Below are 20,789 nucleotides of genomic sequence, written 5' to 3'. Positions count from 1 at the left end.
GCCCTGGACGCTCCGCGTCCGCTCTTAAGGCGTGACGCAGAGCGTCACAGGAGGCGTTACCACGCAGAGCGTGGGAACGAGCATCGCCCCCTTCCGCACTTTTTCAGTCCAGTAGGCGGGTGATGGCTCGCACGATCATTTCTACTTCCTTGCCTTGCAACGTCAGCGGCGGCAACAGCCGAATGATCTTGCCCCGCGTGACGTTGATCAACAGCCCATGCTCCTGCGCCGCCCGTTGGGCCAGGTCACGGTAAGGGCTTGCCAGTTCAATGCCGATCATCAAGCCCTTGCCACGAATCGCCCGCACCTGCGGATGGTCCTCCAACTCCATGCGTAAACGCGCCAGCAAGTGTTCGCCCTGGCGTGCGGCGTTTTCCAGCAAGCCTTGCTCCTGGATAATCTCCAGCACCGTACACCCGACGCGACACGCCAGCGGGTTGCCACCAAAGGTGCTGCCATGGCTGCCGGGGGTGAACAGCTCAGCGACGCCAGCGCGGGCCAGGCAGGCGCCGATGGGCACGCCATTTCCCAGGCCTTTGGCGAGGGTCATTACGTCCGGCACGATGCCTTCGTGCTGGAAGGCAAACCAGGTGCCGGTGCGCCCGATGCCGGTCTGGATTTCGTCGAGCATCATCAGCCAGCCGTGGCGCGTACAGTGCTCGCGCAGGGCTTTGAGGTAGCCCGACGGCGCCACCAACACACCACTTTCACCCTGGATCGGTTCAAGCAGCACCGCCGCGATGCGCGTGCCGAACTGTTCGGTGACCGCCTCCAGGGCCGCCATGTCGCCAAAGCCAACCTTGATGAAATCGCCGGGCAGACGCTGGAACCCCAGGCGCACCGACGGCCCGTCGCTGGCGGCCATGGTGCCTAGCGTGCGGCCGTGGAAGGCGTTCTCCATCACCACCACCAGCGGCTGTTCGATGCCTTTTTTCCAGCCATGCAAACGCGCCAGCTTCAGCGCCGTCTCGTTGGCCTCGGCGCCGGAATTGTTGAAGAACGCGCGGTCCAGCCCGGACAGTTGGGCCAGGCGCCGGGCCAATTGTTGTTGCCAGTCGATGCTGTAGAGGTTGGAGGTGTGCAGCAGCAAGCCGGCCTGTTCGCTGATGGCCGCCACTAACCTGGGGTGGGAATGACCAACATTGGTCACCGCCACGCCGGCCACGGCGTCCAGGTATTCGCGGCCCTGTTGGTCCCACAGGCGCGTGCCAAGGCCGCGAGTGAAGCTCAGGGCCAGGGGTTGATAAGTGCTCATCAGGCAGGCGGCGGTCATGGTGGCGGCTCCAGTGCATCGTTGCGGTGGATCAAGTATGGTTAACCACCCTCGCTGGATAAACGCAGAATTACTGCAATAACTTTAAACCAGGGCTTGATAATGGATCTGTTCCAGGCAATGTCGGTGTACGTGAAAGTCGTCGAGACCGGCAGCATGACCGCCGCCGCGCAGGAATGCGGGATTTCGACCACCATGGTGGGCAACCATCTGCGAGCGCTGGAACAACGGCTTGGCGTCAGCTTGCTCAAACGCACCACGCGCAAACAGAACCTCACCGAATTTGGCGGGCAGTATTATCAGCGCTGCCTGGAAGTGCTGGGGCTGGTGGCCGACTCGGAGCTACTGGCCGAGCAGGTCCACAGCGAAGCCCCCAAAGGCAGCCTGCGCATCACCGCCCCCCCGGTGTTCGGCACCGAACGCCTGGTGCCGGCCTTGAGTGAGTTTTCCCAGCGCTACCCCCTTATCGACCTGTACGTGGTGCTGAGCAATGAGCGCATGGATCTCGTCGACAGCGGTTTTGACGTGGCGATTCGTCTCGGCGAACTGGAAAGCTCCAGCCTGATCGCCCGGCCTCTGCAGGCCTATACCCTCACCCTTTGCGCCTCCCCTGCCTACCTGGCGCGACGCGGCACACCGCACACCCCGGATGACCTGCAGCAGCATGACTGCCTGGCATTCGCCTACCCCGCGAACGACAACTGGCGCGACACCGATAAACTCTGGCGCATGACCGGCGATGAAGGTGAGGTGCAGGTGCCGGTGTCTGGTTCATTGACCATCAACAGCTCCCAAGGCTTGCGTCAGGCCGCCATCAACGGCATGGGCATCATTATGCTGGCCGATGCCCTGGTGCAACCGGACCTGGAGAGCGGCAAGCTGGTGGCCTTGCTGACCACCTATAAACTGCCCAGCCGCCCCATGCACCTGATGTATCGCCAAGACCGCTACCGCCTGCCCAAGCTGCGGGCGTTCGTCGACTTTGTAATGGAGAAATGGGCGCGCTAGAACGCCACGCCCAACTCGCGCAAACGCGCGGCGGTGCGCTCGGCCGATACATGGTGAATGCCCTGCCAGCCCAATGCGATGGCGGCCTCGATATTGCCGGCGACGTCGTCGATGAACACCACTTCACTGGCTTGGATGTCTGGCAGGTGTTCACGCACCTGACTGAGGCTGGCGTGGTAGATCGCCGGGTCAGGCTTGATCAGCTTCACCTCGCCAGACACCAAGATGTCGCGAAAACGCTTCAGGAACGGGTAGTTGGCCCGGGCGTAAGGGAAGGTTTCAGCCGACCAGTTGGTAAGCCCGAACAGCGGCATCTCAACCTGGTGCAACGCTTCGAGAATCGCCACGCCCTCGGGTAATTCAGCACGCAGCATTTCGGGCCAGCGCTCGTAATAAGCCTGGATCAGGGTCTTGTGTTCGGGGTATTGGGCAACCAGGGTGCGGGTGGCTTCAGCCAGGGAGCGACCGGCATCTTGCTCGGTGTTCCAGGCCTGGGTGCAGATGGTGTCGAGGAACCACTGGCGCTCGACGTCGTTGGCAATCAGCTTGCGGTACAGATGCTGCGGGCTCCAGTCGAACAGGACACCGCCGAAATCAAAAACTACTGCACGAATCGTCATCAGATCCTCCGTTAGCGTGGCTTGATAGCTGCTGGAGTCTGACAGATCTAAAAGAGGGAGGCGTAAGAAGGGACTGAAAAGAAAGAGGGAGTAGGCACAGCCAAGTTGAGCGAACGCAATGCTCAAAGCAACGAAGATCACATGTGGGAGCTGGCTTGCCTGCGAAAGCGGTCGTGCAGTCACAGATGCCGCGACTGACGCACCGCCTTCGCGGGCAAGCCCGCTCCCACAGGGGATTTGCGTTAACTGACTGACATCAGAGCAAGCCAGCTCCCACCTTATTGACCGGGTTTTAAGCTTGAATCAGCCCGTTGATTTTGACGGTCGGGTTCACATCCGCGTCGTAATCCACGCCGTCGACCTCAAAGCCAAACAAGCGCAGGAACTCGGCCTTGTAACCGGCAAAATCGCTGATCTCGTTGACGTTGTCGTCGGTCACCTGGTTCCACAGCGCGGCCACGGCGTCCTGGACCTTCGGTTCCAGCTCGGCCAGGTCGGCACGCAGGCGGCCATCGGCGTCGAGTTTCGGCTCGCTGCCGTACAGGCTGTCCTTGAACAGGCCGTAGACCTGCTCGATGCAGCCTTCATGGGTGCCCTGCTCTTTCATCACCTTGAACAGCAGCGACAGGTACAGCGGCATGATCGGGATTGCCGAGCTGGCCTGGGTAACCACGGCCTTGAGCACCGACACACGGGCGTCGCCCTTGAGCGCAGCGAGGTTTTCGCGCAGGGTCAAAACTTTCTTGTCCAGGTCTTTCTTGGCTTCGCCGATGGAGCCGTTCCAGTAGATGTCCTGGGTCAGCTTCTCACCCAGGTAGGTGAACGCGGTGGTCTTGGCGCCTTCGGCCAATACATCGGCGTCACGCAGGGCGTCGATCCACAGCTGCCAGTCTTCGCCGCCCATGACCTTCACGGTACCGTCGATTTCTTCCTGGGTCGCAGGCTCAAGCGTGGTGTCGACCACCACGCCCTTGTCGGTGTTGATACCGCGCAGGGTCACGGCCTTGCCGATTGGCTTGAGGGTGGAGTTGTGCACCACGCCTTGCGGGTCGGTACGGCGTGGGGCGGCCAGGCTGTAGACCACCAGGTCGATCTTGCCCAGGTCTTTCTTGATGGTTTCGATGGTCAGGCGCTTGATTTCGTCGGAGAACGCGTCGCCGTTGATGCTCTTGGCGTACAGGCCTTTTTCCACAGCAAACTTCTCGAACGCCGCGCTGTTGTACCAGCCGGCGGAGCTCAGCTTGCCTTCTTCGCCTTCTTTCTCAAAAAACACGCCCAGGGTGTCGGCGCCGCAGCCAAACGCAGCACTGATGCGCGCGGCCAGGCCGTAGCCGGTGGAGGCACCGAGGACCAGTACCTTTTTAGGGCCGCCCTCGATGACGCCGTTTTTGGTTACGTAGTCGATCTGCTCTTTGACGTTCGCTTCACAGCCAACAGGGTGAGCGGTCACACAGATAAAGCCACGAACCCGCGGTTTGATGATCATAAAAATTTCTGCCTCTTCCAAGGTGCCGAAGGCCAATAGTGGCCATTCAACTTCAATCGTACCGGTCTATGACGCCTGAAAAACCGAAGCGTCACGATAGTCGCAAATCTTCTGTTCTCAAAATTCAATCCACAAAACGTCGGAGCCTGCACGGTAACGGTTACAAATTGTGCAGTGGCTTCACAATTTCGCCCTATTTAAAAACGCCTGCCGGTGTCAGAAAGCCCTATGATGACGATATTGTTTCAATATATTTCGGCTTTGGAGCCTCGTTTCATGAGCAAAAATGCTGTCGGCAAAAAGCTGGTGTCCCTGGCGTGGGCGCTCGGCGTTCTGCTGTTGATCTATTGTTTCCCGCGCAGTTGCCTGGTGTTTCTGCTGTTGGTGGTGTGCTGCGGCGTTTATGACTTCCTGCGTAACGGCCTGTACGACCGCGACACCATCAAGAAGTATTTTATCGGCAACGGTCGTAATACCTGGGTGCTGGCACCGTTCAACACCCTGCTCGACCTGCTGAGCAGCCGCAACCGGCATGTCTATACCCTGCAAGACCTGCCGCCGGCCTGGCGCGAAGACCTGCAACAGGTGATCGACGACGCCATGGCCCGCAAGGATGAAATCATCAGCTACCTGGACGAACGCATGGCCGAGAAGAAACGCGGCATGTTGTTCTTCCAGTGGTACGGCCGCCCGATCGAAACCACCCTGGATATCCCGCAGCTGCGCAAGAAACTGCCGTTCGTGAAAACCATCGGCGTCTCGGTGTTCAACGAGAACCGCTCGACGTCGTTCCACTTCGGCCCCCTGCGCATGATGTTCCGTGTGCTCTACAACATGGCGCCGGCACCGCACCATGAGGGCGTGTATATCCAGGTGGGTAAGCACAAGCACTACTGGCACGACGACCCGCTGTTTATCTTCGATGACACGCTGATGCACGCCTCCTTCAACAAAAACGACGCCAAACGCTACTGCCTGTTCATTGATATTGTGCGCCCGACCCTGCTGCCCTCGGTGCTCAACGCCGTGATCGCAGGGTTTGCCGGCCTGGTCTTTACCCTGCGTCGGGTTTTCTACAAAAACTGGAAGCTGATTCAGTAAGTTCTGCGGCATGATGGTGTTGGACGGCATTTGCGCTAGGCCTTGCGCCTGAGGTAAATAACCGTCTCGTGCGACCTTAATTGGCGCTCACCCTTCTCAAGCCATCGCCCCCAAACGGGCGCGGTGGCTGTGCTTTCAAGGAATCAGAATGCCCCAACGTCAAGTCATCAACGCCTCCGTCAGCCCCAAGGGCAGCCTCGAAACCCTGTCCCAACGTGAAGTGCAGCAACTGAGCGAAGCCGGTACCGGCAGCATCTACACTCTGTTCCGCCAATGCGCCCTGGCGATTCTCAACACCGGCGCGCACATCGACAACGCCAAGACCATCCTCGACGCCTATAAAGACTTTGAAGTGCGTATTCACCAGCAAGACCGCGGCGTACGCCTGGAACTGCTCAACGCCCCGGCCGATGCCTTTGTCGATGGCGAGATGATCGCCAGCACCCGCGAGATGCTGTTCAGCGCCCTGCGTGACATCGTCTACACCGAGAACGAGCTGGACAGCCAGCGTATCGACCTGAGCAACTCCCAAGGCATCACCGACTACGTGTTCCACCTGCTGCGCAACGCCCGTACGCTGCGCCCGGGTGTGGAGCCCAAGATCGTGGTGTGCTGGGGCGGCCATTCGATCAACACCGAAGAATACAAATACACCAAGAAAGTCGGGCACGAACTGGGCCTGCGCAGCCTCGACGTGTGCACCGGTTGCGGCCCAGGCGTGATGAAAGGCCCAATGAAGGGCGCGACCATTTCCCACGCCAAGCAACGCATCACCAATGGCCGTTACCTAGGCTTGACCGAGCCAGGCATCATCGCCGCCGAAGCGCCGAACCCCATCGTCAACGAGCTGGTGATTTTGCCGGACATCGAAAAACGCCTGGAAGCCTTCGTGCGTGTCGGCCACGGCATCATCATCTTCCCCGGCGGCGCCGGTACGGCCGAGGAGTTCCTGTACCTGCTGGGCATCCTCATGCACCCGGACAACCGCGACCTGCCGTTCCCGGTGGTGCTTACCGGGCCCAAACATGCCGCGCCTTACCTGGAACAATTACACGCGTTTGTCGGTGCCACCCTGGGCGAAGCGGCACAGAAGCATTACCAGATCATCATCGACGACCCGGCCGAAGTGGCCCGCCAGATGACCACCGGCCTCAAGGCGGTGAAGCAGTTCCGCCGCGAGCGTAACGACGCGTTCCACTTCAACTGGCTGCTGAAGATCGACGAAGGCTTCCAGCGCCCGTTCGACCCCACCCACGAAAACATGGCCAGCCTGCAACTGAGCCACGCACTGCCGCCCCATGAATTGGCGGCCAACCTGCGCCGGGCGTTCTCGGGGATCGTGGCGGGTAACGTCAAGGACAAGGGTATTCGCCTGATCGAGGAGAACGGCCCGTATGAGATCCACGGCGACCCGGCGATCATGAAACCGTTGGATGAATTATTGAAGGCGTTCGTGGCCCAGCACCGCATGAAACTGCCGGGCGGCGCGGCGTATGTGCCGTGCTATCGCGTGGTGCAGTAAGCCAGCGGCGGTCGGTCATAGTTTGTATTCGTTTGGGACATAGCAACGCGTGTGAGGAACAAGAGTTCGGACTAGGGTTTTACTATTCCAACTCATTCACCTCAGCGAGCGACCTATGGACCAACGGATATTGTCCTCCGTCATTCCTTACCCTAAGGTAAGGAATATCACGATGGAGATCTTCACTATGGCCACCGCCACACTCACTTCAAAAGGGCAAATCACCATCCCTGTTCAGGTCAGGACAGCCCTGGGCCTGGAAACAGGCGACCGGGTGGAATTCGTCGAAATGGAAGACGGCAAGTTTTCCATGATTGCCGCCAGCAAAACCGTCAAGGACCTCAAGGGTTTGATCCGCAAGCCCGCCCATGCCGTGTCTATCGAAGACATGAACCGCGCCATCGCGGCCCAGGGAGCAAGCGCTGGATGATCGGCCTGGATACCAATGTGCTGGTGCGTTATGTGACCCAGGATGACCCGGTTCAATCCGCCAAGGCGTCCCAACTGATCGAATCGCTCACCGCCGCCTCACCAGGTTTTGTCAGCCTGGTGACGCTTACGGAACTGGTGTGGGTGTTGCAGTCCTGCTACCAGTCGGCCAAAAGCGATGTGGTAACGGTACTGGAGACCTTGCTGCACACACGGGAACTGACCGTCGAGCACGCCGATATCATCTGGCAGGCCCTGCGCAAGTTCACCGCAAGCAAAGCGGACTTTGCCGACTGCCTGATCGAACGCTGTGGCCATGCGGCCGGTTGCGAGTACACCGCCACGTTTGATCTGCACGCAGCCAAGGCAGCAGGGATGAAACGGCTCGGTTAGAGCGGCTTTTTTGTAGGAGCGAGCAAGCTCGCGCCTACAGAGGGAGAGGAAGTTGGGCTAGCGAACCCAACCGCCGATCTGCCAGTGGTAGCCATCATTACGCTGCACCCAATGCGGGTGTACATAACGATACCCCTGGCGCACCGGTTCCCAATGGCCGTGCACTGCCACATAGCGCCCACCTTCCCAGCGCCAGTAACCGCGTGACCAGATATAACCTTCGCGCACCGCCGGCTCGACTTCAATCACCTGCACCGGCGGCGGTTGCGGCGCCACCACATCCACGTACTCGTGTTGCATCGGCCTGCGCTCATGCACAACACGCTCTTGCACACACCCGGAAGCCGCGACCACCATGGCGGCCAATGCTGCATAACGTAGCAACATACAAAACCCTCGGGCGCGAACGCCCAACACCTGCATCAGAAAGAAGTCCTTCCTTTGTTGCAGCCGGGCCCTGCTTGGGCCTGGGTTATTTTTAACAGGAGATGTCTGTCAGATGGCTGAACCTGTAGATCTTTAGCGTGCCTCCCGGCGACCGCCACGGTGGTGCTCCTTCATACCGGACCAAAACGTCCCAGCACAGTCTCGACAAAGCAGCGCAACTTGGCGGTACGCTGGCGGTTTGCGGTGTAGACCAAATGCATCGACCGGCTCGGAGCCTCAAACTCCGGCAACACCCGCACCAACTCGCCACTCGCCAACGCCGTTCGCAGAAAGTCTTGCGGGCCGAGCACAATGCCAAAACCATCCAATGCCGCCGACATCAATGCCCGACTTTCATTGATGAGCAAACGACTGGCCACTCGTACCTTGTAGGAAACCGTGCCCTGGAAGAACACCCACTCTCGATCCGCCGGACGCGCTGAAAAGGCGTACCCCAGGCACTCATGACGCTCAAGATCTGCCGGCTTCTGCGGTGTGCCTCGCGCCATCAGATAAGCCGGTGCAGCGCAGGCCACCAACCGATACGGTGCCAAAGGTCTCGCTGTGAGGCCGCTCGTGCCCAACGGACCAATGCGAAACGCGGCGTCGTAGCCCTCCTCCACCAAGTCGACGAAACGATCCGTCAGGTGCAAATCGACTTCTACCTGTGGGTTTTCACGTAAAAACCCGGTGATCAACGGCATCAGGCTGTAGGAGCCAAAGGTCACCGGGGCGGTGACTTTCAGCTTGCCACGCGGCGTGTCGTTCATGACCTGTGCCAGGGCGTCGGCGGCCTCGGCCTCCGTCAGGATATGTTTGCAGCGTTCGTAATACTCCCCTCCCAGTTCAGTCAGGCTTTGTCGACGGGTTGTGCGGTTGAGCAATCGCGCGCCCAGGCGTTGTTCCAACGCGGTGACATGCTTGGCCACCATCTGCGGCGACATGCCCAAGCGTTCGGCGGCCCTCGCATAGGAGCCTAATTCAGCGGCTATCACGAAGGCGTTCATGCTTGACAGGCGATCCATCATTCCCCACTCCCAGTAATAACACCCACATCAAAATGACGATTTATCACGTTATGGTTGCTAATCATCATAGCCACTTCATACTTCCACTGGAGCAAGCACATGAAGATTGGCGTGATTGGAGCAGGTTTTATCGGGCGTGCCGTGGCGCAACTGGCGCTTGCCGCCGGACATAACGTGATGCTGAGCAATTCCCGCGGCCCACACACCATGAGCAGCGTGGTGAGCGGCATACTCGGTGTGCAAGTGGGCAGCGCAGATGACGCCGCCAGGTTTGGTGACCTGGTACTGGTGGCGATCCCCCTGGAGCACTACCGCAGCGTCCCCGCCCAATGGCTGGAGGGCAAGACAGTGATGGACGCCAACAATTACTACCCCGATCGTGATGGGCATATCCCGACACTGGACCGTTTTGAAACCACCACCAGCCGATTGCTGGCTGACCATTTGCCGCAATCACATGTGGTAAAAGTATTTAATGCGATCTTCGCCCCAGACCTGACGCAGGATGCCCGCCCGCACGGCGCGCCTGAACGCCGCGCATTGCCAGTGGCAGCAGATGACGCGACGGCAAAGGCGCAAGTGATGACGTTACTCGACCAACTGGGTTTCGATGCCGTGGATGCTGGAGGGCTGGATGAAAGCTGGCGATTCGAGCGGGCTAAACCGGCGTATTGCGTACCCCTTAACCAAGCGGGCTTGAAGGCGGCGCTGGCAGCGGCCGAGCGTACGGTTGAGCTGCCTCCGGTGGAGCGACACCCGCCGCGCGCCTGATCGTTAGCGCACAAAAAAGCCCGCTGACCGTCACCGGTTCAGCGGGCTTTTTCGTGGGTGTTGCTTACAGCGCCAGATCAGACGCCGGCTTGCTTGGCTCAGCCGCAGGCTTGGCAGCCTCGGTTGCCTGTGGAGCAGCCAGCTGCGGGATCGCTGGCGGTGGTGTCAGTTGCAGCACACCGGCAGTGTAGGCCCATTCCTTGGCAACAGCTTCAGGGCTGTCGTTCAGCTTGGTGCCGTAGCTTGGCACGATCTGGTGCAGTTTTTCCTGCCAGGCCGGGCTGGCTACTTTGTCCTTGAACACCTTTTGCAGCACGGTCAGCATGATCGGAGCTGCGGTGGACGCGCCTGGCGATGCACCCAGCAGGCCGGCAATGGAGTTGTCGGCAGAGCTGACCACTTCGGTACCCAGCTTCAGCACGCCGCCTTGCTCTTCATCACGCTTGATGATCTGCACGCGCTGACCGGCTTGCCACAGGCGCCAGTCGGACTGCTTGGCGTTCGGGAAGTACTCTTGCAGCGCCTTGAAGCGGTCATCATCAGACAGCATCAGTTGGCCGGCGAGGTACTCGACCAGTGGGTATTCACGAATACCGACTTTGGTCATCGGCCAGATGTTGTGGGTGGTGGTGCTGGTCAGCAGGTCCAGGTACGAGCCTTCCTTCAGGAACTTAGTCGAGAAGGTCGCGAATGGGCCAAACAGAATCACGCGCTTGCCATCCAGCACACGGGTGTCCAGGTGCGGAACCGACATCGGTGGCGAACCTACCGAAGCCTTGCCGTAGGCCTTGGCCAGGTGCTGCTCGGCGATGGTCGGGTTCTCGGTCACCAGGAACGAACCACCCACCGGGAAGCCTGCGTATTCCTTGGCTTCAGGAATGCCCGACTTCTGCAGCAAGTGCAGGGCACCGCCGCCGGCGCCGATGAACACGAACTTGGCGTCGGTTTCAGTCTTGGTGCCATCTTTGAGGTTTTTGTAGCTCACACGCCACGAACCGTCGTCGTTGCGGGTGATGTCCTGCACTTCGCTCGACAGCTTCAAGTCAAACTTCGGCGTGGTTTGCAGGTGAGCGACGAACTGGCGGGTGATCTCGCCGAAGTTTACGTCGGTACCGATCGGGCTCCAGGTGGCCGCGATTTTCTGGTTGGGATCACGCCCTTCCATCATCAACGGAACCCACTTGGCGATTTGCGCCGGGTCTTCGGAGTACTGCATGCCAGCGAACAGCGGGCTGGCCTTCAGGGCTTCGTAGCGCTTTTTCAGGAACTTGATGTTGTCATCGCCCCACACAAAACTCATGTGCGGAGTGGAGTTGATGAACGAACGCGGGTTCTTCAACACACCCTGCTGAACCTGCCAGGACCAGAACTGACGGGAGATCTGGAACGCTTCGTTGATCTCGACCGCTTTCGGGATCTCAACGTTGCCGTTCTTGTCTTCCGGGGTGTAGTTCAGCTCAGCCAGGGCCGAGTGACCGGTACCGGCGTTGTTCCAGCCGTTGGAGCTTTCTTCGGCCACGCCATCGAGGCGCTCGACCATCTCCATCGACCAATCCGGTTCCAGCTCATTGAGCCAGACACCCAGGGTTGCACTCATGATGCCGCCGCCGATCAGCAGCACATCGACTTTCTTTGCCTCTTCCGCGTGAACGGACGTGATCCCCATCGACAAAGCCAGCCCCAGCAGGGCAGTGTTTACTTTTTTAAACATCAGTAGCACCTATGATAAAACGCCATCCGCCCTACCGCCCCCGATCATGAGTAACCCTCGTTCACGCTACGTCAGGCAACGTACCGCGGGGTCTGCACAGTCACATAAAGGCTGCAGGGTGGGCACACAAGGCCGATGGATCGACCTCACTGTTATGTCCCTTCTGCGCTGACTTCTTATCATTATTGGCTTCAGCTACCTGGGCGACAGCCAACCGCTGGGACGTATACGGGTGTACGCACCGGGGAAAGACTAGCCCAAGACGGCGCGCAGAATATCACGCTAAACAGCGTTTATGCGCCGTTTGGCCAATTGACAGGCCTAAATCGCGGGTTTTAATGCGCCCCTGTCAAGACTGGCAGCCGCGACCTGCGGTCACAGGCGTGGAACTCTGCCGAAAATGGCGGTTCTAGACACCTTCGTCGCGGCTTGCGTAGCATCGGCGACGTCCTTCGTGCACACCCTCCACGCAGAGTTACCCATGACAATCCAGCAAACACCCGGGCACGTACTGCCCGCGCGCAGCGCCGCCAAAATGGAAGCGGCCATGGCCGTGGGCGCCTTCGCGATCGGCACCGGCGAATTCGCCATCATGGGCCTGATGCCCGACATCGCCCAGAACCTGGGCCTGAGCGAACCCCAGGTGGGCCACGCCATCAGCGCCTACGCCCTGGGCGTCATGGTCGGCGCCCCACTGCTGGCTATCCTCGGCGCCAAGCTGCTGCGCAAGCACATGCTGCTGTTGCTGATGGGCCTGTACGCCCTGGGCAACTTCGCCACCGCCTTCACCCCCACCTTCGGCTCGCTGGTGGCCTTCCGCTTTATCAGCGGCCTGCCCCACGGCGCCTACTTCGGCATCGCCGCCGTGGTCGCCTCCAGCATGGTACCCACCGACAAACGCGCCGGCGCCGTAGCCCGCGTGATGATGGGCCTCACCCTGGCCATGCTGCTGGGCAACCCCATCGCCACCTTCCTCGGCCAACACCTGGGCTGGCGCTCGGCGTTCGCCCTGGTCAGCGTGATCGCCCTGCTCACCATCGCCCTGGTCTGGCAATTCGTGCCCCACCGCCACGACGAACAACGCAGCGACCCACGCAAAGAACTGCGCGCCTTCACCAAACCCCAGGTTTGGATGGCCCTGTCCATCGGCGCGATTGGCTTTGCCGGGATGTTCTGCGTATTCAGCTACCTGGCGCCGACCATGCTGGAAGTGACCAAAGTCTCCCCCCAATGGATCCCCTTCGGCCTCGCCGCCTTTGGCGTGGGCGGCATCATCGGCAACATTGCCGGTGGCAAGCTGTTTGATCGCATGCAGTTTCGGGCGGTGGGTTTGATATTGGTATGGTCGATGGCCGTGCTGCTGTTCTTCCCCTTCGCCGCGTCTTCGCTGTGGGGCGTGCTGCTGAGCATGGGGTTAGTGGGCACCATGGTCGCGTTGGCGGCACCGTTGCAGATTCGCTTGATGGACATCGCGCATGAAGCGCCGAGCCTGGCGGCAGCATCGAACCATGCGGCGTTCAACCTGGCGAATGCGCTGGGGCCGTGGTTTGGGGGGATGGCGATTACAGCTGGCCTCGGCTGGACCAGCACCGGCTACATCGGCGCAGCGACAGCGCTGGTGGGCCTGGGCCTCTACCTGATCGCCCGGCGTATGAAAGGCGGCCATTAACGGCGCGCCTAATACCGATCAGCTACGCGAACACAATATTCCACACAACGAAGATCCAATGTGTGGAGCTTGCCTACGAAAGCATTGGTTCAGTTATAGATCCAGTGACTGACACGCCGCCTTCGCGAGCAAGCCCGCTACCACGGGGATCCGGGCCGGGCGCCGATTTTGTGGGCAATACATGGCCAATGTGGGAGCTGGCTTGCCTGCGATAGCGGTATATCAGTGACAGATGAATTAACTGACCCACCGCCATCGCGAGCAAGCCCTCTCCCACAGGGATCCGAGCCGGGCGCTGATTCTGCGAGCGATACATGGCCAATGTGGGAGCTGGCTTGCCTGCGATAGCGGTATATCAGTAACAGATGAGTTAACTGACCCACCGCCATCGCAGCGTCAATATCTACACAACTTCGGCACGACGCTGCAACTGTGGCGAGGGAGCTTGCTCCTGTGAAGACCTGACAGCCGACGCTTATCTCCCTGACTCCCACACTCCAACTGTGGGAGCGGGCTTGCTCGCGAAGACGGCCCGACAGCCGACGAAAATGCGGGATCAGACCGCGCACCTATCCGTTACTCAGGCAACGGCTACTTAGCGTTCTCCCCCAACGGCTGCTCACTTTGCAAAGCAGCAAAGCTAGCGAAACACTCTCGCCCCACCACCCCATCAATCATCATGCAACAACCCCGAACCATACTCCCCATAACTACTCCCCAGCCCACTGCCACCGAAATTCATCTTCGCGGCCTTGTTGGGGCTATGGTCACCAAACGCCCGGCATCCACCTGAAAAGCACGGGTCACTGCTCACGCTCGATGAAGATGAACAAGCGCTCAACAGCAACGTGCCGGTGATCATCACAAGTTTGACGAGGTTCGAGATCATGGTTTCAGTTCCCTATGGGCTGGAGGCGCTGGGGTCCTCTCTCAGTAGGGGATCGTAGACCTCAACGGCGCAGGGAATTATGAAACTTTGCTGGGTGACAGCATGAGTTCAGGTTGCCGCCTTGGGTAAGGCGGCAGGGTTGGTTGTCAGGCTTTGACTGAGGCGGTTACAGGCGCAACCTGCTCCTGGGCTCGGTCAACGAGTAGCGAACTCAACTCGATTAACTGCTGGATGCCCAGGGCGATGGCACGCTGGGAGTCGTCGAGATCGAACGCCAAGGTGACCGCCATTTCGTTGGCGGCTGCGAGGTTTTCGGCGGCGTTGGCCAGGAGGGTTTCGGAGTCGATGGTTGGGTTTACGAGGAATAGGTTGTTGCTTGGGCGTTCGGCGGGCGCAGCGTCGTCCGATGGGGGCAAGTGATGATGGATTGCTCGCTGGGCTGCGGCTTGAAGCTTGGGGTCGACGGGCGATGCGGTTTGGTCAAGTGAAGAACTGCGTGTGTTGTTGCGCATGGCGAAGCTCCAATATTTTCGGGAGTTAAAACGCCTTAGCAATACGGACTTCCACCTCCGGCCGCTGGGTTTGCAGCGACCTCAGAAGGTTAGCGGCGGGTGGTCCGACGGGCAAGCTCTGAGAAACGTAGGAAAACTCCCAAGAAGTGTTGTGGTTTTGCGCCGCAATATCTTTACTTCCGTTGTACGGGCCAGTGAAAACTCCATTTCTTACGCCGCTCATTTGGGCTTTTTTAAAACCGGATGTCCAAGGCTCATAAGCTTCAGCACCCGGCATCCAACCTCCTTCGTGTAAACAAAAAAGGAACAGATTTATTTATGTTATCGCTGAAAAAAGCTAATCACGAGACAGCAATAAGCCAAATCGGTGGCTTATTGCCTTAGGCCTTCAGCTCATCTGGCGTGGGCGTCTTGAGCCAATCGGCCAAGCGGCATTCATTCGCGTTTTGCCAGCCTAGCCCGAAAGCCCAGAATCGCTCCAGCACGTCAGCGTCAAAACGAACTTTGAAGTGCTCTTTGGTTACTGCCGATTGCCCCGCTTGGGCTTGAGCATTTCCTTCGCCTGAGCTTTACCAAACAATCCCACAAGCACCTCGCTCGCTGGTTTGGCCTTAGAAAAGTCCTCAGCCGGCCATTCCGGGTTCACTGCATCAACCCTTTCAGAACGGGAGTTTCTGGTCATTATTTTTGCCCCCCCAGTTTGTTGGCTTCACGAAAGCCGATGACGTGAACCGCGTCACTCAAGGGCAGATATCGAAGCCAGACTACGGTACTTAATTTTGAGTAGGCAGCGAAAAGCAATTCACTTCCAGATACACCTCACGACGGACTGCTGAGTCAACCAAGCACATCAAGGTGTAAGATGCCCCACAACCGTCCACCATCGAGACCGCCATGACTGGGATATCCCTAAACCTGCCGGAAGACCTGTCCAACTCTCTCGCCGACTTGGCCAAAACCAACGGCCAGACAGCGAGCTACCTGGCGATGGACGTTCTTCGCGACTACATCGAGCACGAGAAAACGCTGACCGCCCAAATCGAGCTGGCAGTAAAGGAAGCCGACGAAGGCAAATTCGCCACCGATGACCAAGTGGCAGCCATGCGCGCTAGGCGCTGGAGCCGGAATGCGGGTTGAGTGGCTTGAAAAAGCACTCAAAAATCTGGAAGACGAAGCGAACTATATAGCTCTCGAAAATCCAAAAGCCGCCGACGACTTCTCGGATGCCACTTTCACCAGTGTCGACAGGCTGGCTCAGTTTCCTTCCATGGGACGCGAAGGTCGGGTGAAACATACTCGCGAAATGGGCAGTCCCCAACTGGTCCTATCTGATCCCGTATAGAGTGCGGGGTGATCGACTGCAGATCCTTGGCGTATTCCACACACGGCAACGCCCTCGTTCGAAGTGGTAATGCGCGCAAAACTTGCCTCACCGGCACCCAAGATCCGTTCCTGATAAACTGCGCCCCATTCGCCTTGCCAACTCAGATCCCCCATGTCCCTACAAACCGCCCCACTCTCCCGCCGCTTCTCCGTCGCCCCGATGATGGACTGGACTGACCGCCACTGCCGGTTCTTCCTACGCCTGCTCTCCAAACACGCCCTGCTCTACACCGAGATGGTCACCACCGGCGCTATCCTCCATGGCGACCACGACCGCTTCCTGCGCCACAACGAAGCCGAGCACCCGCTTGCGCTGCAATTAGGCGGCAGTGTTCCGGCTGATCTGGCCGCCTGCGCCCGTATGGCCGAGGCCGCCGGTTACGACGAGGTGAACCTGAACGTCGGTTGCCCCAGCGACCGGGTGCAGAACAACATGATCGGCGCGATCCTCATGGCGCACCCTGCCCTGGTGGCGGATTGTGTGAAGGCCATGCGCGATGCGGTGTCGATCCCGGTGACGGTGAAGCACCGTATCGGTATCAATGGCCGCGACAGTTATGCCGAGCTGTGTGATTTCGTCGGGACGGTAAAGGACGCCGGTTGCACCAGTTTTACCGTGCATGCGCGGATTGCGATTCTGGAGGGGTTGTCGCCCAAGGAGAACCGGGACATTCCGCCGTTGCGTTATGACGTGGCGGCGCAGTTGAAGCGGGATTTTCCGGAGTTGGAGATTAATCTCAACGGTGGGATCAAGACGTTGGAGCAGTGCCAGGAACATTTGCAGACGTTTGATGGGGTGATGTTGGGGCGGGAGGCTTATCACAATCCGTATTTGCTGGCGGAGGTGGATCAGCAGCTGTTTGGCAGCACCGCGCCTGTGATCACCCGCGCTGAGGCGTTGGCGCAGTTGCGTCCGTATATAGCCGAGCACTTGGCGACAGGTGGCTCGATGCATCACATTACGCGCCATGTTCTGGGGCTGGGGACCGGTTTCCCGGGGGCGCGTAAGTTTCGGCAGTTGTTGTCGGTGGATATTCATAAGGCGAGTGATCCGTTGGCGTTGCTGGATCAGGCGGGGGAATTGTTGGAGGGGCGGTGACGGGTTGGGTGTCAGTGGTGGTATTTGGGGCTGACAGGCTGCTTTCGCGAGCAAGCCCACTCCCACAGTTTTGAGCGATGTGTGTCAGGTGAATATCATTGGCTGGGCTGGCGTCATCGCAGGCAAGCCAGCTCCCACAGTTTGACTGATAGGGGTCAGGTGAATCTCAGTGGCTGGGCTGGCGTCATCGCAGGCAAGCCAGCTCCCACAGTTTGACTGATGGGGGTCAGGTGAATATCAGTGGCTGGACTGGCTTCATCGCAGGCAAGCCAGCTCCCACAGTTTGACTGATGGGGGTCAGGTGAATCTCAGTGGCTGGGCTGGCGTCATGCAGGCAAGTTGGCTCCCACAGTTTGATCGGAGGACATCGAGCAGTTGGGGGGAACCTGTCGGCGATTCTGGCCTCCTAGTTAGCACCACTGCCGATGATTCAAACGGCTGTTTCCAGGTTATTGCCCTCGCAAACGACCTAACGCATTTGCGCCCTTGAGCGCCTGCCAGCGCTCGGGTAATGTCATCAGACCCACAGGACAGAGCACGCCCATGACTTCCAAGCTGGAACAACTCAAGCAATTCACCACCGTCGTAGCCGATACCGGCGATTTCTCCACGCTCGCCAAGCTCAAGCCGCAAGACGCGACCACCAACCCTTCCCTGCTGCTCAAGGCTGCGTCGATTCCTGGCTATGCCAAGCTGCTGGATGAGTGTGTGCAGGACTGCAACGGCGATGTGGGCCTGGCCAGTGACCGCTTTGCGGTGGCGGTGGGTCAAGAGATTCTCAAAGTCGTGCCGGGCCGTATTTCCACTGAGGTGGATGCGCGTCTGTCGTTCGACGAGGCCGCGATTCTCAAGCGTGCGCACCGTCTGATCGACCTGTACGACAAGGCTGGGGTTGGCCGTGACCGCGTGCTGATCAAGATCGCCTCCACCTGGGAAGGCATCCGTGCCGCCGAGAAGCTGGAAAAAGAAGGCATCCAGACCAACCTGACGCTGCTGTTCTCGTTTGCCCAGGCCGTGGCTTGTGCTGAAGCGGGTGTGTTTTTGATTTCGCCGTTCGTGGGCCGTATCTACGACTGGTACAAGAAGGCCAACGGCAACGACTACACCGGTTCCGATGACCCGGGCGTGCAGTCGGTGACGCGCATCTACAACTACTACAAGGCTAACGGCTACAAGACCGTGGTGATGGGTGCGAGCTTCCGTAACCTCAGCCAGATCGAAGAGCTGGCCGGGTGTGATCGCCTGACCATCAGCCCGGACCTGCTGGAGAAGCTGGCGGCGGATGAAGGCAAGCTGGAGCGCAAGTTGGCGCCAGGGCATGCCGGTGAGGCCCGTGTGCATATGACTGAAGCGCAGTTCCGTTGGGAGTCCAACGAGGACGCGATGGCGACTGAGAAGCTGGCGGAGGGCATTCGCCAGTTTGCGCGGGACCAGGAGAAGCTGGAGGCGTTGTTGTCGGCCAAGCTGTAAAGGCAGATAGCAGCAAAAAGGGCGGTACCTGTGAGGGTGCCGCCCTTTTTTGTGCGTCGGTGTCACCGCCGCCCTATGTGGGAGCTGGCTTGCCTGCGATAGCGGTGGGCCAGTCAACACTTCATCGACTGACACTGCGCAATCGCAGGCAAGCCAGCTCCCACATTGGACTGTGTGTGTTTGAGCAGGGAAGCTGTTAGTGCCGCTCGAGTGCGTTGACGAGGTCGTGGAAGGCTTCGCGGTTGGACTCGTTGAGGCCCATCAGGATCTTGTGCGCTTCCAGCACCTTGACCCGTACGATCTCTTCGGACTGGTCCTGGGACGGCAGGTCGGTGAGGCATTCCGGGCACGGGATGGGGCGATCAACGATGTTGAACACCTGGTCAAAGCCCATGGACTGCAACAGACGAGTGATGTCTTCATGGGTGGTGACCACGGTCGGCAACAGGCCGACCTTCTGCCGCGACAGAATGGACAACTTGGCCAACAGGCCCAGGGTGGTGCTATCGATGCTGCGCGTTTCGGTCAGGTCGATCACGATCGCCGAGAAGTTCAGCGCGGTGAAGATCCGCTCGATCGTCGCATCCAGGGCCGAACACAAGGTCAGGCGCACTTCACCGACAAATTTCAGGACGAAGGTCCCGTCTTGCTCGGCGAATTGGATTCTTCCGGTACTCATCAAAGATTCCTGCTCAACACCAATAGGGCGATATCATCCGGCATCTCCCCTAGCGTGGCCAATCCAAAAACCTGCCGCAGGCCATCCAGGCTGCCGCCCGCCGACTTGACCTTTTGGGGCAAGGCGGCTTCTTTCTCTTTGAGTGTAGGCTCTGGCAAAAGGTCCAGGATGCCGTCGGACATCAGCGTCAGGCTGAAAGTCGGCGGCAGTTCCAGGATGTGGTCTTCGTAGGTGGCTTCGTTAAACAAGCCTACGGGCAGGCCACGCCCTTCCAGGTAGCGCACACTGTCAGGAGTGTACAAAACAGGCATCGGCAGGTGACCGCCAATGCTGTAGGTCAAAAGACCAGTTTCTTCGTCGATCACGCCGCCGACCATCGTCACGTGCTTGCCCAGCTTGCAGCTGATCAGGCCCCGGTTGATGTGGCCCAGCACCTCGGAGGGGGTGAACTCCGGCAAGGTGCCATTGCGCTTGGACTCGAACAACAGCCGTGTGGTCATGAACTTCAACAACACGGTGACAAAAGCCGAAGACGCGCCGTGGCCGGAAACGTCGGCCAGGTAGAACGCAACGCGGCGCTCATCGACGCGGAAATAGTCGACAAAATCACCCGACAGGTACAACGACGGGATGATCTGGTGGGCAAACTTGAATTCGTCAATCGTCCAGGGGCTCACCGGCAGCATGTTCATCTGCACCTGGCGACCGGCGTTCTGGTCTTCCTGCAGCAGGTTCAGGCTGGCTTCGAGCTCGCGGTTGGCGGTCTCGAGCTTTTCGCGGTAGCGCTGGTTTTCCAAAAGCAGGCGTGCACGGTCCAGGGCGCGGCGCACCGAGTGCTCCAGCACGGCCAGGTCTTCCAGGGGCTTGATCAGGTAATCGGCAGCGCCCAGGCGCAGGGCTTCGACGGCGTCGTTCATGACACCGGCACCGGACACGACAATCACCGGCGTTTGCGGGGCAAGGTCGGTCACCTGGCGAATCAGCTCCAGGCCGCCCATCTGGGGCATGCGCAGGTCGCAGATCACAAGGTCGGGCTTGTCGCGCTCGAATACCTGGAGACCCTGTTGGCCATTACCGGCCTGCAGGACGCTGAAGCCACTGTCTTCCAAGTAGGCCGCGAGGCTCGCGCGCACTACTTCGTCGTCATCGATTATCAGCAGCGTGGCACTGGTTTTTTGCATGTGGGCAAACGGCGCCAGAATTAGGTTGGCGTAGGCGGCTCGGCAATGGCCGGGCTCACGTACTGGATTCGCTTTCTAGCCTCTCTGTCCTACAAAGCATTGGGATTTGGCCCATGCACAACGGTAAAGCAGAGGTGCC

At 59.4% G+C, this 20,789-nt stretch carries 21 protein-coding genes and 2 pseudogenes; 11 read left to right on the top strand and 12 right to left on the bottom strand.

The window, feature by feature from the left end; translation table 11 throughout:
- Positions 1-103: 103 nt before the first annotated feature.
- The gene (locus GH769_RS04565; protein WP_032902661.1) at positions 104-1,273 is read right to left on the bottom strand and encodes an aspartate aminotransferase family protein; all 1,170 of its coding nucleotides are present in this window, start codon (positions 1,271-1,273) and stop codon (positions 104-106) included.
- 102 nt (positions 1,274-1,375) lie between these two features.
- Here GH769_RS04565 and GH769_RS04560 point away from each other — a divergent pair, with 102 nt between their 5' ends.
- A complete protein-coding gene (locus GH769_RS04560) occupies positions 1,376-2,281 on the top strand; it encodes a LysR family transcriptional regulator (RefSeq protein ID WP_014717600.1) in 906 nt (301 codons plus the stop codon).
- Here the strand turns inward: GH769_RS04560 and GH769_RS04555 are convergent.
- Positions 2,278-2,901, bottom strand: coding sequence for an HAD family phosphatase (locus GH769_RS04555; protein ID WP_032902659.1), 624 nt, complete (start codon positions 2,899-2,901; stop codon positions 2,278-2,280). The two genes, GH769_RS04560 and GH769_RS04555, sit on opposite strands and share 4 nt — an antisense overlap.
- Positions 2,902-3,193: 292 nt before the next feature.
- Positions 3,194-4,387, bottom strand: coding sequence for an enoyl-ACP reductase FabV (gene fabV, locus GH769_RS04550; protein WP_032902674.1), 1,194 nt, complete (start codon positions 4,385-4,387; stop codon positions 3,194-3,196).
- A 276-nt stretch (positions 4,388-4,663) separates the two neighbouring features.
- Here fabV and GH769_RS04545 point away from each other — a divergent pair, with 276 nt between their 5' ends.
- From GH769_RS04545 to GH769_RS04530, 4 genes are all read left to right on the top strand, one after another.
- The gene (locus tag GH769_RS04545) at positions 4,664-5,488 is read left to right on the top strand and encodes an aspartyl/asparaginyl beta-hydroxylase domain-containing protein (protein ID WP_019820661.1); all 825 of its coding nucleotides are present in this window, start codon (positions 4,664-4,666) and stop codon (positions 5,486-5,488) included.
- Positions 5,489-5,636: 148 nt separating this feature from the next.
- A complete protein-coding gene (ppnN, locus tag GH769_RS04540; RefSeq protein ID WP_014717596.1) occupies positions 5,637-7,010 on the top strand; it encodes a nucleotide 5'-monophosphate nucleosidase PpnN in 1,374 nt (457 codons plus the stop codon).
- Positions 7,011-7,182: 172 nt separating this feature from the next.
- Complete coding sequence (locus GH769_RS04535; RefSeq protein ID WP_014717595.1) at positions 7,183-7,440, top strand: AbrB/MazE/SpoVT family DNA-binding domain-containing protein; 258 nt, start codon at positions 7,183-7,185, stop codon at positions 7,438-7,440.
- Positions 7,437-7,832, top strand: coding sequence for a PIN domain-containing protein (locus GH769_RS04530; RefSeq protein WP_014717594.1), 396 nt, complete (start codon positions 7,437-7,439; stop codon positions 7,830-7,832). The genes GH769_RS04535 and GH769_RS04530 overlap by 4 nt, the downstream gene beginning before the upstream one ends.
- Before the next feature lie 57 nt (positions 7,833-7,889).
- Here GH769_RS04530 and GH769_RS04525 read toward each other — a convergent pair whose 3' ends face one another.
- A complete protein-coding gene (locus GH769_RS04525; RefSeq protein ID WP_108538540.1) occupies positions 7,890-8,219 on the bottom strand; it encodes a YXWGXW repeat-containing protein in 330 nt (109 codons plus the stop codon).
- Positions 8,220-8,389: 170 nt separating this feature from the next.
- Entirely contained in the window at positions 8,390-9,286 is an 897-nt protein-coding gene (locus GH769_RS04520; RefSeq protein ID WP_032902655.1) for a LysR family transcriptional regulator, read from the bottom strand.
- A 99-nt stretch (positions 9,287-9,385) separates the two neighbouring features.
- Between GH769_RS04520 and GH769_RS04515 the strand changes: the two genes are divergently transcribed.
- Positions 9,386-10,057, top strand: coding sequence for an NADPH-dependent F420 reductase (locus GH769_RS04515; RefSeq protein WP_032902654.1), 672 nt, complete (start codon positions 9,386-9,388; stop codon positions 10,055-10,057).
- A gap of 64 nt (positions 10,058-10,121) precedes the next feature.
- Here GH769_RS04515 and mqo read toward each other — a convergent pair whose 3' ends face one another.
- Positions 10,122-11,768, bottom strand: coding sequence for a malate dehydrogenase (quinone) (gene mqo / locus GH769_RS04510; protein WP_032902653.1), 1,647 nt, complete (start codon positions 11,766-11,768; stop codon positions 10,122-10,124).
- Between the two features lie 481 nt (positions 11,769-12,249).
- Between mqo and GH769_RS04505 the strand changes: the two genes are divergently transcribed.
- Positions 12,250-13,437 carry an MFS transporter gene (locus GH769_RS04505; protein WP_014717589.1) on the top strand — a complete coding sequence of 396 codons (1,188 nt, stop codon included), beginning with the start codon at positions 12,250-12,252 and terminating at the stop codon, positions 13,435-13,437.
- A 670-nt stretch (positions 13,438-14,107) separates the two neighbouring features.
- Here GH769_RS04505 and GH769_RS04500 read toward each other — a convergent pair.
- The 4 genes and pseudogenes from GH769_RS04500 to GH769_RS28980 form a co-directional block, all read right to left on the bottom strand.
- On the bottom strand, positions 14,108-14,326 hold the full coding sequence (locus GH769_RS04500) for a hypothetical protein (protein WP_072434392.1): 219 nt from the start codon (positions 14,324-14,326) through the stop codon (positions 14,108-14,110).
- Positions 14,327-14,472: 146 nt separating this feature from the next.
- Positions 14,473-14,838, bottom strand: coding sequence for a DUF6124 family protein (locus GH769_RS04495; protein WP_032902652.1), 366 nt, complete (start codon positions 14,836-14,838; stop codon positions 14,473-14,475).
- Between the two features lie 25 nt (positions 14,839-14,863).
- On the bottom strand, positions 14,864-15,115 hold the full coding sequence (locus GH769_RS04490) for a hypothetical protein (protein WP_032902651.1): 252 nt from the start codon (positions 15,113-15,115) through the stop codon (positions 14,864-14,866).
- A gap of 103 nt (positions 15,116-15,218) precedes the next feature.
- A pseudogene (locus GH769_RS28980) lies at positions 15,219-15,332 on the bottom strand (hypothetical protein); the annotation flags it as partial.
- A gap of 400 nt (positions 15,333-15,732) precedes the next feature.
- On the opposite strand from GH769_RS28980, the gene GH769_RS04480 reads away from it, so the two are divergent.
- The 4 genes and pseudogenes from GH769_RS04480 (at position 15,733) to tal (ending at position 18,790) form a co-directional block, all read left to right on the top strand.
- Positions 15,733-15,975: a CopG family ribbon-helix-helix protein gene (locus tag GH769_RS04480; RefSeq protein WP_032902648.1), complete on the top strand. Its 243-nt coding sequence runs from the start codon at positions 15,733-15,735 to the stop codon at positions 15,973-15,975.
- A pseudogene (locus GH769_RS04475) lies at positions 15,965-16,250 on the top strand (type II toxin-antitoxin system RelE/ParE family toxin). The gene GH769_RS04480 and the pseudogene GH769_RS04475 overlap by 11 nt, the downstream one beginning before the upstream one ends.
- 83 nt (positions 16,251-16,333) lie before the next feature.
- Positions 16,334-17,320: a tRNA dihydrouridine(20/20a) synthase DusA gene (dusA, locus tag GH769_RS04470; protein ID WP_032902647.1), complete on the top strand. Its 987-nt coding sequence runs from the start codon at positions 16,334-16,336 to the stop codon at positions 17,318-17,320.
- 543 nt (positions 17,321-17,863) lie between these two features.
- Positions 17,864-18,790, top strand: a complete 927-nt coding sequence (tal, locus tag GH769_RS04465; protein WP_019818234.1) for a transaldolase — start codon at positions 17,864-17,866, stop codon at positions 18,788-18,790.
- A 196-nt stretch (positions 18,791-18,986) separates the two neighbouring features.
- Here the strand turns inward: tal and rssC are convergent, their stop codons facing one another.
- Positions 18,987-19,469 (bottom strand): anti-sigma factor antagonist RssC, encoded by a 483-nt coding sequence (rssC, locus tag GH769_RS04460; protein WP_010212025.1) that lies wholly within the window; start codon positions 19,467-19,469, stop codon positions 18,987-18,989.
- Positions 19,469-20,650: a two-component system response regulator RssB gene (gene rssB / locus GH769_RS04455; RefSeq protein WP_153649486.1), complete on the bottom strand. Its 1,182-nt coding sequence runs from the start codon at positions 20,648-20,650 to the stop codon at positions 19,469-19,471. Before rssB ends, rssC begins: the two co-directional genes overlap by 1 nt.
- Positions 20,651-20,789 lie beyond the last annotated feature (139 nt).

It is taken from the genome of Pseudomonas sp. CFSAN084952, assembly GCF_009648855.1.
Taxonomy (GTDB): Bacteria; Pseudomonadota; Gammaproteobacteria; order Pseudomonadales; family Pseudomonadaceae; genus Aquipseudomonas; species Aquipseudomonas paracarnis.
The sequence above is the reverse complement of the archived record's forward strand: the minus strand, read 5'-3'. Positions and strand labels throughout refer to the sequence as shown.

Coding starts and splice junctions, on each gene's coding strand:
- rssC (WP_010212025.1), bottom strand. CDS start 19,469: ATGAGTACCGGAAGAATCCAATTCGCCGAGCAAGACGGGACCTTCGTC.
- tal (WP_019818234.1), top strand. CDS start 17,864: ATGACTTCCAAGCTGGAACAACTCAAGCAATTCACCACCGTCGTAGCC.
- GH769_RS04545 (WP_019820661.1), top strand. CDS start 4,664: ATGAGCAAAAATGCTGTCGGCAAAAAGCTGGTGTCCCTGGCGTGGGCG.
- GH769_RS04555 (WP_032902659.1), bottom strand. CDS start 2,901: ATGACGATTCGTGCAGTAGTTTTTGATTTCGGCGGTGTCCTGTTCGAC.
- GH769_RS04565 (WP_032902661.1), bottom strand. CDS start 1,273: ATGACCGCCGCCTGCCTGATGAGCACTTATCAACCCCTGGCCCTGAGC.
- ppnN (WP_014717596.1), top strand. CDS start 5,637: ATGCCCCAACGTCAAGTCATCAACGCCTCCGTCAGCCCCAAGGGCAGC.
- mqo (WP_032902653.1), bottom strand. CDS start 11,768: ATGTTTAAAAAAGTAAACACTGCCCTGCTGGGGCTGGCTTTGTCGATG.
- GH769_RS04490 (WP_032902651.1), bottom strand. CDS start 15,115: ATGCCGGGTGCTGAAGCTTATGAGCCTTGGACATCCGGTTTTAAAAAA.
- GH769_RS04505 (WP_014717589.1), top strand. CDS start 12,250: ATGACAATCCAGCAAACACCCGGGCACGTACTGCCCGCGCGCAGCGCC.
- GH769_RS04535 (WP_014717595.1), top strand. CDS start 7,183: ATGGAGATCTTCACTATGGCCACCGCCACACTCACTTCAAAAGGGCAA.
- rssB (WP_153649486.1), bottom strand. CDS start 20,650: ATGCAAAAAACCAGTGCCACGCTGCTGATAATCGATGACGACGAAGTA.
- GH769_RS04515 (WP_032902654.1), top strand. CDS start 9,386: ATGAAGATTGGCGTGATTGGAGCAGGTTTTATCGGGCGTGCCGTGGCG.
- GH769_RS04525 (WP_108538540.1), bottom strand. CDS start 8,219: ATGTTGCTACGTTATGCAGCATTGGCCGCCATGGTGGTCGCGGCTTCC.
- fabV (WP_032902674.1), bottom strand. CDS start 4,387: ATGATCATCAAACCGCGGGTTCGTGGCTTTATCTGTGTGACCGCTCAC.
- dusA (WP_032902647.1), top strand. CDS start 16,334: ATGTCCCTACAAACCGCCCCACTCTCCCGCCGCTTCTCCGTCGCCCCG.
- GH769_RS04560 (WP_014717600.1), top strand. CDS start 1,376: ATGGATCTGTTCCAGGCAATGTCGGTGTACGTGAAAGTCGTCGAGACC.
- GH769_RS04500 (WP_072434392.1), bottom strand. CDS start 14,326: ATGATCTCGAACCTCGTCAAACTTGTGATGATCACCGGCACGTTGCTG.
- GH769_RS04495 (WP_032902652.1), bottom strand. CDS start 14,838: ATGCGCAACAACACACGCAGTTCTTCACTTGACCAAACCGCATCGCCC.
- GH769_RS04520 (WP_032902655.1), bottom strand. CDS start 9,286: ATGATGGATCGCCTGTCAAGCATGAACGCCTTCGTGATAGCCGCTGAA.
- GH769_RS04530 (WP_014717594.1), top strand. CDS start 7,437: ATGATCGGCCTGGATACCAATGTGCTGGTGCGTTATGTGACCCAGGAT.
- GH769_RS04480 (WP_032902648.1), top strand. CDS start 15,733: ATGACTGGGATATCCCTAAACCTGCCGGAAGACCTGTCCAACTCTCTC.